Annotated in this window: 15 protein-coding genes; 6 read left to right on the top strand and 9 right to left on the bottom strand. The window is 34.8% G+C overall.

Annotated elements, in window-relative coordinates; all coding sequences use genetic code 11:
* Positions 1–33 precede the first annotated feature (33 nt).
* From RCJ93_RS04810 to RCJ93_RS04790, 5 genes are all read right to left on the bottom strand, one after another.
* Positions 34–681, bottom strand: a complete 648-nt coding sequence (locus RCJ93_RS04810; RefSeq protein WP_446738516.1) for a DUF421 domain-containing protein — start codon at positions 679–681, stop codon at positions 34–36.
* Positions 682–792: 111 nt separating this feature from the next.
* Positions 793–1,635 carry a zf-HC2 domain-containing protein gene (locus tag RCJ93_RS04805; protein WP_446738515.1) on the bottom strand — a complete coding sequence of 281 codons (843 nt, stop codon included), beginning with the start codon at positions 1,633–1,635 and terminating at the stop codon, positions 793–795.
* Positions 1,636–1,641: 6 nt separating this feature from the next.
* Positions 1,642–2,109 carry an RNA polymerase sigma factor gene (locus RCJ93_RS04800; RefSeq protein ID WP_150284098.1) on the bottom strand — a complete coding sequence of 156 codons (468 nt, stop codon included), beginning with the start codon at positions 2,107–2,109 and terminating at the stop codon, positions 1,642–1,644.
* Between the two features lie 171 nt (positions 2,110–2,280).
* Entirely contained in the window at positions 2,281–2,589 is a 309-nt protein-coding gene (locus tag RCJ93_RS04795; protein ID WP_446738514.1) for an excalibur calcium-binding domain-containing protein, read from the bottom strand.
* A 241-nt stretch (positions 2,590–2,830) separates the two neighbouring features.
* Positions 2,831–3,559 (bottom strand): ZIP family metal transporter, encoded by a 729-nt coding sequence (locus RCJ93_RS04790; protein WP_066786525.1) that lies wholly within the window; start codon positions 3,557–3,559, stop codon positions 2,831–2,833.
* 627 nt (positions 3,560–4,186) lie between these two features.
* Here RCJ93_RS04790 and RCJ93_RS04785 point away from each other — a divergent pair.
* Positions 4,187–4,669 carry a hypothetical protein gene (locus RCJ93_RS04785; RefSeq protein WP_066786528.1) on the top strand — a complete coding sequence of 161 codons (483 nt, stop codon included), beginning with the start codon at positions 4,187–4,189 and terminating at the stop codon, positions 4,667–4,669.
* Between the two features lie 45 nt (positions 4,670–4,714).
* On the opposite strand, the gene RCJ93_RS04780 is transcribed toward RCJ93_RS04785, so the two are convergent.
* From RCJ93_RS04780 to RCJ93_RS04765, 4 genes are all read right to left on the bottom strand, one after another.
* Positions 4,715–5,287 (bottom strand): 5' nucleotidase, NT5C type, encoded by a 573-nt coding sequence (locus RCJ93_RS04780; RefSeq protein ID WP_066786531.1) that lies wholly within the window; start codon positions 5,285–5,287, stop codon positions 4,715–4,717.
* Between the two features lie 22 nt (positions 5,288–5,309).
* Positions 5,310–6,425, bottom strand: a complete 1,116-nt coding sequence (gene ispG, locus RCJ93_RS04775) for a flavodoxin-dependent (E)-4-hydroxy-3-methylbut-2-enyl-diphosphate synthase (RefSeq protein WP_147193676.1) — start codon at positions 6,423–6,425, stop codon at positions 5,310–5,312.
* Between the two features lie 96 nt (positions 6,426–6,521).
* Positions 6,522–6,860: a hypothetical protein gene (locus RCJ93_RS04770; RefSeq protein ID WP_066786537.1), complete on the bottom strand. Its 339-nt coding sequence runs from the start codon at positions 6,858–6,860 to the stop codon at positions 6,522–6,524.
* Positions 6,861–6,911: 51 nt separating this feature from the next.
* On the bottom strand, positions 6,912–7,424 hold the full coding sequence (locus RCJ93_RS04765; protein WP_221297932.1) for a DUF1189 family protein: 513 nt from the start codon (positions 7,422–7,424) through the stop codon (positions 6,912–6,914).
* 122 nt (positions 7,425–7,546) lie between these two features.
* Here RCJ93_RS04765 and RCJ93_RS04760 point away from each other — a divergent pair, with 122 nt between their 5' ends.
* From RCJ93_RS04760 to RCJ93_RS04740, 5 genes are all read left to right on the top strand, one after another.
* Complete coding sequence (locus tag RCJ93_RS04760; RefSeq protein WP_147193674.1) at positions 7,547–8,026, top strand: DUF456 domain-containing protein; 480 nt, start codon at positions 7,547–7,549, stop codon at positions 8,024–8,026.
* Positions 8,027–8,156: 130 nt separating this feature from the next.
* Entirely contained in the window at positions 8,157–8,765 is a 609-nt protein-coding gene (locus RCJ93_RS04755; RefSeq protein ID WP_446738513.1) for a superoxide dismutase, read from the top strand.
* 186 nt (positions 8,766–8,951) lie between these two features.
* Positions 8,952–11,129, top strand: coding sequence for a peptidoglycan D,D-transpeptidase FtsI family protein (locus RCJ93_RS04750; RefSeq protein ID WP_446738512.1), 2,178 nt, complete (start codon positions 8,952–8,954; stop codon positions 11,127–11,129).
* 336 nt (positions 11,130–11,465) lie between these two features.
* Positions 11,466–11,900 carry a hypothetical protein gene (locus RCJ93_RS04745; RefSeq protein WP_446738511.1) on the top strand — a complete coding sequence of 145 codons (435 nt, stop codon included), beginning with the start codon at positions 11,466–11,468 and terminating at the stop codon, positions 11,898–11,900.
* Between the two features lie 246 nt (positions 11,901–12,146).
* Positions 12,147–13,103: a PstS family phosphate ABC transporter substrate-binding protein gene (locus RCJ93_RS04740; protein ID WP_446738510.1), complete on the top strand. Its 957-nt coding sequence runs from the start codon at positions 12,147–12,149 to the stop codon at positions 13,101–13,103.
* The last annotated feature ends 15 nt before the right edge of the window (positions 13,104–13,118 follow it).

The following is a 13,118-nucleotide window of genomic DNA, read 5'->3' as shown; positions in this document are numbered from 1 at the left end:
ATTTCCTAATCTATTATCCTCTTTCAGCACTAACTATTCGTTGCATTGAACATAAAGGCCTTTACCCTCAGACCATTCTGCATAGTAAACTTTTTTAATATCCTCGTAGCCTTCTTTTTTTAATAAATTAATGACCCATTGTTCATTCTTTCTAATTTGATTTAATGTTCTATTTACGATTTGTCCCTCGTCTATAAGCAGGCGAGGCAATGTATCAGTCGATATTTGATCGGATGAATCCTTCTTCATTACACTAATTTGACCTCCGGGTTCCAAAATCACATATTTTACTTCTCTAATAGAAAAAATCCCTTGCTGACGAAGCAAGGAAAGCAATTGTTCAGTTTCCATTTTATTTATCTTTAATTCTTTTATATCTAAGACACCTTTATTTATAAGAATTGATGGTTCTCCTTTAATAAACGGACGTAATTTATCATATTTCCTAACGACAAGATTTGTAATAAAGCTCAGTACAGTCCATAAAATAATTGCATAGAGAAAATGCCATACCTGTACCTTGTTATCATAAAGAGTTTCTTCAAGGATACCTCCCAGCATCAATAAAAAGACTATATCGAAAGGAGTAACTTCAGAGAGTTCCTTTTTTCCCATTAAGCGAATTACTAGCATAAGTGCTATAAAGCCTAGAATAACTTTAAGTGTAATAGTTAACACCATCTTTTCCTCACACTCCTAACTTAATCTTTAAATACCCTAAGATTATTAGTTTAATCTAAGACTTTACCTTCAATTTAATATTTTAGAAATGGAAGTGAATATTTAGTTAGTTTAATTATTCTTCATTTGTTTTATAATTCGTTTTTGAATAAACCAGTACGTTGCAAGAATTATAGGTATAAACATTAACGTTATTGGTATCTGAAAGACTGTCCAGGTAGAAGGGGCATAGTGTTTAAGTTGAAATGCATTTTCAACTGTTTTGAGATAGGATTCCTTGTATTCATATTGCACTATCCATTGATCATCTGCCATAGCTACTGTTCCAATATCATAATTATGTGGATTGATTGGTTGTGTAATCTTTCCTTTTTCTCCGATAATAAGTTTTGCTTGTGAATAGTCAATAGGGTAAGTATACGTCGGACCTTCTTTCAATACTGTACTATCCTCTATATTCTGCTCTGAAAATACAGCTAGAAATTTTAATTTTCCTTTATATTCTTGGAAAACATCTTGAAGTGATTTAGTATCTATGTGTGAACTATCTGTTAATATCGAGAAGGACTTTTCCATGATCTCATGTTGTTCTTGGTCTATTAGTTTTACTTTTTCTTTCTCACGATTAATTTGTGTAAATACACCTACAGAGTTTATAAAAAAACCCAAAGTAATAATAAGTGTAATCCAAAACGAATAACCTGAAAATTTCATGAATCTGTTCTGTGCATTAAAATAGCACGCTAATTTTTGAAATGGTTTCTTTTGTTCTAAACGACTCGAGAATTCTTGTTGTTTATGAATATTGATTTCATTATGCATTTCTTTTAAAAGTTCTGCACAGGATTTACAAGTGCTTATATGCTGTTCTATAAATCTTGAACTTTCCTCACTACATACTTTGTCAATATAGGATGAAGATAAATCATGCACTATAGGACATTCATTATTCATGTACACTCACTCACTCTCTTTTAATTTTACTTTGGCTCGATAAAAAGTAACTCTTGCCCAATTCTCATTTTTTAGATAAATATCACCGATTTCTTTAAACGACAATGCACCTAGTATTCGAAGTAACACAATTTCTTTAAATGGCTCTTCTAACAAATGAATTTTCCGGTAAAGTGTAATTTTATTTTCACTTTCAATAATTTGACTTTCTGCAGAGGGTATTTGATTCGTTAGGTGAGATGATTGCGGTTGTTTAACCTGCTTATCCACGTACTTATAGTATGTATACTTTGCAATTTGACAAAGCCAAACTGACATTTTGCATTTTCCATTATAACTATCTATTGAACGAACAGCCTGATAAAAAGTCTCTTGTGTCAGTTCCTCTGCAATGTCTGTATTACGGCATAAGACATATAAATATTTAAAAACTTGTTCGCCGTATTTTTCATAAATTTCCGTTAACTCGTTCATGTTTTACCTCCTTTCAACTCATATATCTAAAAAATCACCTTTTCGTTACAAAGATTTCGTAAAAATTTTTATTTCTACAAAGAGACGTTTTCTAAATTAGATATACAATGAAAGCCTGTCTCGTATACACGGAGACAGGCTTTTAAATTAAATAGAAGTTATATGATATTTTTAGCGTTCACAAGCTATTCCATCTTTATCTCTATCTAAATCACGGTTTTGTTTCATGGCTTTTTTGTAAATACTTGCGGAAACATATGCGCGTGAGTATTCATAAACTACGCTGCCATTGCGCTTGTGTACTGTATTTTTCGTTTTAGCCGAAACTTTCACTCCGTGAGCGTATTTTCCGTTAAAAGCAGTGCAATTTGAATAGATACTACGAGCTTGAACATTTTCATCATTTTTAGAGATTGTAGCACCAAAAAACGTAGTTGTAGCTAAAGCTGCAGCTATACCAATTTGTAGGGTCTTTTTCATTCATTTTACTCCTTCGAAATTATTCCTATTTATAATAAGTTATTTTTATGAATAAATCAAACTAAAATTTATAAATAATTTGAAGGTTTATATGTAAAAAGTATTATTTAAGAGTATTTCTACTAGGTAAATTTCTATTATAGTAGTGAATTAGAATAAAGTTAAATGAAAGGGAAATGGAAAGGGCAATATAAAACATAAAATGAAGCCGCACACATCCGAAGAGTGAGCGGCAATTAAATTAAGAGAATTGATCAAGCAAGAAAGCAATGAATAAACCACAGGCTGCAACCAATCCAGTAATTGGTCCGCTTTCTTCATAGGCTTCCGGCATCATTGTTGAAGCAATCATGGCTACTATACCGCCACCTGCAAATGCAGCAATTGCTGATTGGGTAGCAGCAGACACATCATCTAAGAAGAAAAATCCTGCCCATGACGCAAATGTCGATATAGCTAAAACTGCAATCCATAACCAAATTATTTTCGCAGTTGAATAGTTACTTTTTTTCATACCTGTAGTGCTTGAAAGACCTTCTGGGATATTACTGATAAAAATAGAAACAACTAGTAGGAAACTGACACTTTGCTGTCCGATGAGACTAGCGCCAATCATGATAGATTCAGGTATTGCATCCATAATAGTACCTGCAAAAATAGCTAATCCGCTTGATGCTGCTAGATCACCTTGCGATCGTTTACGCTGAATCTTTCCTTTATTAGAAACCAAATAATCAAAAATAGTAAATACTATAGCACCTATTAAGAAACCGATTCCTGTTGCTTTTACACCACCATCATGAGCCGAATCCTCAAGCAATTCGAAAGTTGCGGCACCCATTAATACACCGGTCCCAAATGCCATAATAAAACCGATCCATCTATTTTTAATTGGTAGGAATAATGCGCCTAAAGCGCCTAGCAGGACAGCTGAACCTGACACTGCCCCCCAAAATGCGGCATGCCACATATTAACCACTCCTTTACTTGAGGATCAATACCCTGAACAAACAGGAATTGAAACAATCAAGACATAAAAAGAGCAACCATCTGCTGTTAAGCAGAAGATTGCTTTTGTAATTTTAAAATTATGGACCACTTATGTGTTAGCATCTTAAAATAGCTGTTTCTCCAATTGAAAAAAACATATCAATTTACTTAATCATCAAAAGGGAATTCAATAACATAACCTAAATTGATATCGCACTCTTCCAGTATAGGGAGGGACAAAAGGACAAGGGCAGATATGACAAGACAATTTATTAATATTTTGGAAAGGCCGCTTTTACGAGAAGCTTTAAATATTGAGCAAATATATTGGATGAAGAAGAGGAATATAAAGCAATTCATAAATAAATTGAACAAATACTGCCAACTCATCATTACTTCCCACCACTTCCTTTTTGTTTTCTATATATAGTATTATAGTGCAGTCTATCAAAACAATAAAGTTTGAAACCTGCAAAATAAAAATTCTGTAAGCGCTTTTTCAATAGGTTTGCCAATCTTGTTACAACTTTAATCATAACCATCTTTTCTTTGGAATCTCTTGTATAATTAGGTACGAAAAGTGGCAAAGGAAAGAGAGGGAGCTAATATGAGAATAGTGAAAGTTGTAGTATGTATGCTAGCTATTATAATGGTGCTTACTGGTTGTGGCGGAGATGGAAAGTCTAAAGTAAATACTCGTGAGATCATTATCCCAAAAACCGAATTTTATAAATATCTTTATATTCAAGGTGTAAATGATCAAGGGGTATCTACTGAAAAGACAGGCAAATTGATTAAAGAACCTGCAAAAGTACAAGACTTCATTCGAATGGTGAATCGGAGTGTTGTAATGGTACCCAAAACAGAAAAACAAGCTTCTATAGTAAAACAACTGGACAAGCATGGAAGCTATATTGTGGCACTTGGTGATACGGAAAAAATGGATAAATTAACTTATAAAATATATATGCTAAAAGATGGAACACTTTTTTTCCAGGACACCATGAAAAAAGAAATGACATATATGACTGTGAAAAAAGAACCTAAGAAGTTAGAGGAAATGAAAAAACTGCTAGGTGTTAAATTTTAAAAAGAGCGAAAGAACAATTGGTTTGTTCTTTCGCTCTTGTTTTGTTTAGATGCCGAACTCTTTTTTGACCCAGTTTTCTGCTTCAGTCCAATTTTGGACACGGATTACACCATCAGGGATCGCATCACGATTATATGGAGCATCAAAAAGTAAGACAGGTATCTTTAATTCCTCATGTATACGTACTGCATTATCATGCTTATCTTCCATGAAAAGATGGACGCCATGTTTCTTAGCTGCGATTACTTTATCTGTATTTCCAACTATTTCTAGCAAATCATAAGGAAGTAAGTTGGTTTTGAACCAAAGATCTGTAACCTCGCGAGAATTTTCCTCTCGTGCAGTAATAAAGTTTAGCATCACATCATTATGCCATTTTGAAAGAATTCGCTGAGCTTCGAGCTGGACTGGAGGATTGCTGTACATATTAAGTTCCTCTTTACGATACCAGTCATAGAAAGTTTGAGCATCTATATTCAATACTTTTGTTAAATCATATTGAGTGACATCATCTAATAATAAATTTCTGTTAAATGCTTTATTAATATGGGGCAATAGAAACTCTGGAGTTGTTACGGTACCATCTATATCTATGCCAAAACTATATTTCTTCTCCATAGTCAGTTCGCCCTCCAAACGGTTAAAGTTGCACATTTGCAGCTTTTTCTGCTGCTTGTTTTTGGTAATATTCTTCGGCTAAAATATCAATTTCTTTTTTCAATTCTTCTACCATTGTTTCTTCAGGTACTTTGCGGACTGTCTTCCCGTGACGGAATAATAAGCCCTCTCCACGCGCACCAGCAATACCAATATCAGCTTCACGTGCTTCGCCAGGTCCGTTTACTGCACAACCAAGCACAGATACTTTAATAGGAGCTTTAATTGTTTGCAAATATTCTTCTACCTCATTTGCGATGGAAATTAAGTCAATTTCAATACGGCCGCAAGTAGGGCATGAAATCAAAGTCGGGATATTTGAAGCAAGCCCGAATGATTTTAACAATTCTCTTGCAACTTTAATTTCTTCTACAGGGTCAGCGCTCAAAGAAATACGGAGTGTATTCCCGATTCCTTTTGAAAGGATAGCGCCTAAGCCAGCAGCTGACTTGATAGTTCCTGAGAATAAAGTACCTGACTCAGTAATGCCTAAATGAAGCGGATAATCGAAAGCACGAGAGGCTTTTTCATATGCTTCTATCGCTAAATTAACATCAGAAGCTTTCATGGAAACGATAATATCATGGAAATCAAGGTCTTCTAAAATTTTTATATGGTGAAGAGCACTTTCTACCATACCGTCAGCAGTAGGGTAGCCATATTTATCAATGATTTTACGTTCCAAGGATCCAGCATTTACACCTATACGGATAGGAATACCTTTTGCTTTCGCTGCATTTACAACAGCTTCAACTTTTTCTTTACGGCCAATATTGCCGGGGTTAATACGAATTTTATCAACGCCAGCTTCAATTGCTTTTAATGCTAGTTTATAGTCAAAATGTATATCCGCTACAAGCGGTATATGAATTCGTTTTTTAATATCAGCTAATGCATTCGCTGCTCGTTCATCAGGACATGCAACACGGACAATCTGGCAGCCTGCTTCTTCCAAACGCAGTATTTCTGCGACAGTCGCTTCCACATCATGCGTTTTTGTCGTTGTCATACTTTGGATGATTACTTCATTGCTTCCGCCAATTGTTAAATCACCAACACGAACTTTCCGTGTATTCGAACGGTGCGTGATTTCATTCATGAATTACTCTCTCCTTCATAGGCTATTTAAAAAGCCTTACTGTACACTATTTTAGCAGTGTTCAAAAGGAAATGACAAGAGAGAAACATTGTTTACCTAGTTTGTGCAGTTGTTGTTGGCTTTTATACGATAAGGTAAAACCACTTGTTCGTTCTCTTTGAAGCTTTGCTTTAATAGATGGGGATTGAATTTATAGACCAATTCTAGACGATCCGCAAAATTCATATCCTCTGCAGGGTACAAGGCAAATAAAGATTCCCATGTATCGCCTAACGCTACGGTAACTTTAATAGTTTGGATTTCATCGGTTTTCGTACAAACTGGCTCTGGTTGGTTTTTATAAAAATCTGCTTTAGAAACAGTACCTTCAATTAAATCTACTTTTATAAAATAAGCACAAATAATAATAATCAGTGCGGAAACTAGTATTCTCATAAAAAAATCCCTCCTTATCATCTACTATATGAATAAGAGAGAGATTCAGAACTATTTTTGTGGTTGATTTGGATATTTTGAAGAAGCGATAAAGACGTATAGGAGTGTCAAAAGCGCTGTAAAGATGGTCATAATATAAGTATGTATCGGCAAGAATACAGATAAAGTCGCAATAATTGTTGGTAATGTGACAGCTAGGGCGGCTGTACGCCAAATATGCCGATATTCGCCGCGTTTTTTACGGATAATTAATATTACCATTCCAGCTAAAGCGTAAATACTAATCTGAAGAAAGAGCGAGAATGAATTAATAAGAAATAACAGAATAAAGCTAGCGGGGTAGATGAGCCATTTCACTTCATTAAAGAATTCCTTCAATCCATTTATTTGACTGGTTTCTATACTGCTACCTGTTACAAATTGAATAAGTGAAACAATCGTAACAAATAGGACCAGCATTAATACATACTGTATAACTTTACCAATGGGCAACAATCTATATGCCGCTAGCTTTTTAGGGTGGAATAGACTATCTTTGAATAACTGCCAGTGTTTAATCTTCATATTCACTACCTCCAAAATTATAGTACCATGGAAGCGATTTAGATTCGACAATGCTTGGGGAAAATGCATGGATTTTTGGACAAAGGGTATAGGTGATTGTTTCTAAGAAGGGAGTTAATTAAATGGAATTTATATCATGGACATTAGTTATTGCGAGTTTTATTGTCGCCATGGTTGGTTTGGTATACCCAATCATACCATCGGTGTTATTTATATTTTTAGGATTCATCATTCATGGCTTGTTCCATTCATTTAGTGAATTACCATGGTGGTTCTGGGTGATTGAGGTTTTGTTTACTCTTTTATTATTTGGAGCAGATACATTAGCAAATGCATTTGGTGTGAAACGATTTGGCGGAAGTGAAGCAGGAATTTGGGGGAGTACCATTGGATTGCTTGTAGGCCCATTTGTTATCCCATTTGCAGGTATATTAATCGGTCCATTTATTGGTGCTGTGTTAGCAGAGCTGATTTTTAAGAGGACTTCTTTAAAAACTGCTTTTAAAGCAGGTATCGGATCACTTGTTGGTTTTCTTACTTCCGTTTTTACAAAAGGGGTTATTCAAATCATTATGATTATCATCTTTGTGATGGTTGTATAAGTATTGAGTGAAGGCTCAGTCAAAAGGCTGAATTCTATAAAAACAAGTGTCTAATGTTTGAACAACACTCTAATTTTTGATAATCTAGATTTGTAGTAATTATTACTTAATTTCAGGGAGGACTTTTATTATGGCATTCGAATTACCAAATTTACCTTATGCATTTGATGCATTAGAACCTCATATTGACGCAAAAACAATGGAAATTCACCATGACAAGCACCACAATACTTATGTTACAGGATTAAACGATGCTTTATCCGGTAAATCTGAATTCGAAGGTAAGTCTGTAGAAGAAATCATTGCTAACCTTGATGCAGTTCCAGAAGACGTACGTACAGCAGTACGCAATAACGGTGGCGGCCATGCTAACCACTCATTATTCTGGCAATTATTATCAGCTAACGGTGGCGGCGAACCAACTGGCGAATTAAAAGAAGCAATCGACGCTAAATTCGGCAGCCTTGATGCGTTCAAAGAAAAATTCGCAGCAGCAGCTAAAACTCGTTTTGGTTCTGGCTGGGCATGGCTTGTATTATCTAACGGAGAATTAGAAATCATGTCTACTCCTAACCAAGACTCTCCAATCATGGAAGGTAAAACACCATTATTAGGCTTGGACGTTTGGGAACATGCATACTACTTAAATTATCAAAACCGTCGTCCTGATTACATTTCAGCATTCTGGAATGTTGTAAACTGGAATAAAGTTGCTGAATTATACAAAGCAGCAAAATAATTCTGTTCTAATTGGAACAAAAAACACACCTACTACGTTTATGTAGGTGTGTTTTTTTATTACATAAGCATGACAAAAACACATATCAAATGGGCTAGCAATCAATTAATAGTTTTATGTTTTTTCAAAGGAAAAATGATATACTACTAGTTGTGAATGAAACCGGAAAGGAGGATCCCGTATTCGATGCGCCAAAAAAATAAAAATCCCAAAAAGCGTTCTACTAATGTCAAGGCAAAGCAACGAGCTAGCCTTTCTTTTCGAATGAACGTACTCTTTTTCTCTATTTTTATTTTGTTCTCCATCCTTATTTTACGTTTAGGCTATATGCAAATTGTAAAAGGGGAGGATTATGTAAGAACACTAGAAAAAACAGAAGAAGTTACAGTCAATACTAGTGTGCCTCGCGGCAGGATTTATGACAGAGAAGGGCGCGTACTGGTTGATAATAAACCGAAAAATGCGATTACATATACAAAGCTTCAAACCACTACAAGTGACGAAATGCTAAAAACAGCTAAAAAACTCGCAACACTAATTAAGATGGATACAAGCAAAATCGCACTACGGGATAAACAAGATTTTTGGATTAAACTCCATAAAGAAGAAGCTTATGAAAAAGTTTCGAAACAAGAGCAAAAAGCGATCAATAAAGATGAAAAGCTAACAGGCTCTCAAAAACAAGCAAAAATTGATGATTTAGTGCGGGATCGTATTACAAATGCAGAGCTAAAAAGCTTTTCAAAAAGTGACCTACAGGTTCTAGCAATTTATAGCAAAATGGTGGCGGGGTATAATCTTTCACCTCAAATTATCAAAAGCGATGACGTAACAGACAAGGAGTTTGCGATTGTCTCTGAGCATTTGAATGAACTGCCAAACGTAAACACCGCTACAGACTGGAAGCGTATTAAAAATTCTGATTTAAGTATTCTAGGATCGACAACCTCACCTTCTGAAGGGATTCCTAAAGACAAGTTAGAGTATTATCTAGCGCGTGATTACTCCCGGAATGACCGAGTAGGTAAAAGTTATATCGAGGGGGAATACGAAGAGTTGTTACAGGGGCAAAAAGCCGTTGTAAAGAACGAAACGAATGGAAAAGGCCAAGTGGTCGATACCAAAACGACTTTCCCTGGATCCCCTGGTAAAGACTTGGTACTTACTGTGGATAGCCAGCTACAAGAAAAACTCGAAAAATTAGTTGAAGAACAGTTGCTGAGTGCTAAAGCACAAGGAGCATCCAGTTTATTGGATAGAGCATTTCTAGTAATGATGAACCCGAATACCGGAGAAGTTCTGTCGATGGTCGGTAAAAAGATTGATACTGATGAAAATGGCAAAACAAAAGTGAACGATTATGCGATAGGTACTTTCACATCTGCTTATGAGGTAGGATCAGTAGTAAAACCTGCTACATTATTAACTGGTTATTCTTTGAATGCAATTACTCCTGGAGAAACATTGCTAGACCAACCAATTAAGATTGGACAAACGACTAAATCTTCTATTTTTAACCGTAATGGAGCGATTTGGTTGAATGACCTGCAAGCTCTTGAGCGTTCATCAAACGTTTATATGTTTAAAACAGCCATGAAGATTGCGGGGGTAAATTATGTGCCAGGTGCAGGAATGTCTGTAAAGGGTAGTGACTTCAGTAAAATACGTAAGTCCTTTGCTCAGTTTGGTCTTGGGGTAGAGACGGGTATTGATTTACCTGGAGAGTTTACGGGATTTAAAGGTCAAGAAACAATTCCAGGGAAATTGTTGGACTTAGTTATTGGCCAATACGATACATTTACACCTCTACAACTGGCACAATATGTTTCTACGATTGCTAATGGCGGTAAAAGAATACAACCGCGTCTTGCTAAAGAAATTCGCGAGCCTTCGGTTGACGGCAAAAAGTTAGGGCCTTTAGTTGAAGAATTCCAACCAAAAGTTCTGAATGTTATTCAAAATTCGCCATATGAAATTAATCATGTCAAAGAAGGGATGCACCGAGTGTATTTTGGCAGTCAAGGCTCTGCTAAATCCTATTTCGGTGATGCGAAATTTGATGCAGCTGGTAAAACTGGTACAGCCCAAGTTGTTTATTATGGACCAAAAAGGGCGGCTTATGGAGCACAGACACTTAGTGTCACTCATATTGGATTTGCTCCATATAATAATCCTGAAATTGCCTATGCGGTTGTAGTACCGTGGATTACAACCAATGAAACATATACAGCTATAAACAACATTATTGCACGTAAAGCTGTTGAAACGTATTTCTCTTTGCAAAAAGACCATATGCAAAAACAAAAACAGTCGACCAAAGAAAAAATTACAAAACCGAAAAATACTGAGTCAAAAAATGATTAAAATTAGACAAACTTGAACAAGAAAGAAAGGTGAATTTGAATTTCAAATTCACCTTTCTTTTAATTTATGTTATTAAATTGTAAAACTCATTAAAAGTTGTTATTAATATATTTCTTTAATTCTATATTTATAAATCTAACAATACAATAGGATACGCTCATTTAATTGTTAAAATATAGCAAAATCTTAATATAAAATTAAAGTTTTATACTCATTGAGTTTTAATGAATTGGTTTTAAGGTAGTATTAAAATACTCTATATAAGTGGAAATGTATACTTGCTATGAAAATGATGTTAAAGTAAAAAAGTAATTAATTATAAAAGGAGTTAAATTTATGAAAATTATTAAATTATTCTTTTTAGTTACTGTAGTCTTTGCAACTCTGATGATGTCGGTAGGTGAAACGGCAAGCGCAGCAAAAACTTCAACTACCATTAAAATGAATTCAAAGTTTGCTTATGGGGGTAAAGCCTATCTAACTACCTCAGAAAACCATTCAAAAGTGAATGCTACATATGAGGCTGCTTATGATTCTTATGTTTATGTAAAACTCTCTTTACAAAGATATTCAAAAGGTAAATGGAAAAACCTAGGTACCAAATCAGGTTATACTACTAATGGTTTTGAAAACAAAAAAAATTTAAATGTTACTTTCAATAATATATCTAACGTCACTAAAAAATCTACTCGAATAAAAGTGAAAATTTATAATGGATATAATAAAACTCAGTTGATGCAAACTGCCTATTCAAAAAAATGGATTAGATAAATACTTTAAATGGATGAAAAGTGCTTTCACATTTATAAAACCTAAAAAAATAATCACAAACAGTAAAATTTTACCTTAGGTAAAATTTTACTGTTTTTTGTTTCAGAAAAAAATTTGTCTTGTCCTCTTTTACATGCCATTTACATTATCTAAATATTCTATTACATTCCCTTTATACTAGCTTAACAATCTATCGATATAGTAGATAGTGTAAGTAATAACTATTTTCTACGGGAGGCAATACGGATGAAAAAAGCAAAAAACTTAGTGGCAGCAACTATGATTGGATCAGCTCTATTACTGGGAGCCTGCGGTCAAGGAGACGGAAAATCAAAGTCCTCAGAAGCCGAGCAAACAGCCAAAGCCGATGAAGTAGCAGAAAGCAATATTTCGGGTGATGGTTCTTCTACTGTAGCGCCTATTTTAGAAGGAATCGTAGAAGAATATTCAGCATCGCATCCGAAGACTCAAGTATCAGTCGGTGTGTCTGGAACAGGTGGAGGGTTTGAAAAGTTCATAAATGGAGAAACAGATTTTTCAAATGCTTCTCGACCAGTAAAAGATGAGGAAGCAGCTAAGTTAAAAGAAGCAGGAATCGACTATACAGAAATGAAGATTGCATATGATGGCATTTCGATAGTTGTGAATAAAGATAATGATTGGGTTGAAGATCTTACTGTAGATCAGTTAAAAGAAATCTGGACAGAAAACGGTAAAAATAAAAAATGGTCAGATATCAATCCAAAATGGCCAAAAGAAAAAATTTCATTCTACTCTCCTGGTACAGATTCTGGAACATATGACTACTTTGTAAATGATATTTTAGAAGGAAAAGACCTCGTTAAAAATGCAACATTATCAGAAGATGATAATGTTTTAGTCAAGGGTGTAGAATCCGATAAAAATGGAATTGGCTATTTTGGATTTGCCTATTATCTTGCGAATAAAGACCAATTGAAAGTGGTGAAAATCGATGGTATTGAACCTACACACGAAACTATCAAATCCGGTACCTATACGCCACTATCCCGCCCATTGTTCGTGTATGTGAAAAATAAATCAGTTAAAGAAAATGCATCTATGTACAATTTTATGAAATACACAATAGAAAATGCAGGCGAAATGGCTGAGGCAGTAGGCTATGTAAAAACGCCAGATGAAGACTATAAAAAAGATTTAGAATCACTGGAAGGTCTAAAATAAGAGTTTAAAAAGGAG

It is taken from the genome of Rummeliibacillus sp. BSL5 (assembly GCF_052928305.1).
This window is presented reverse-complemented; position numbering and strand designations above follow the sequence as displayed.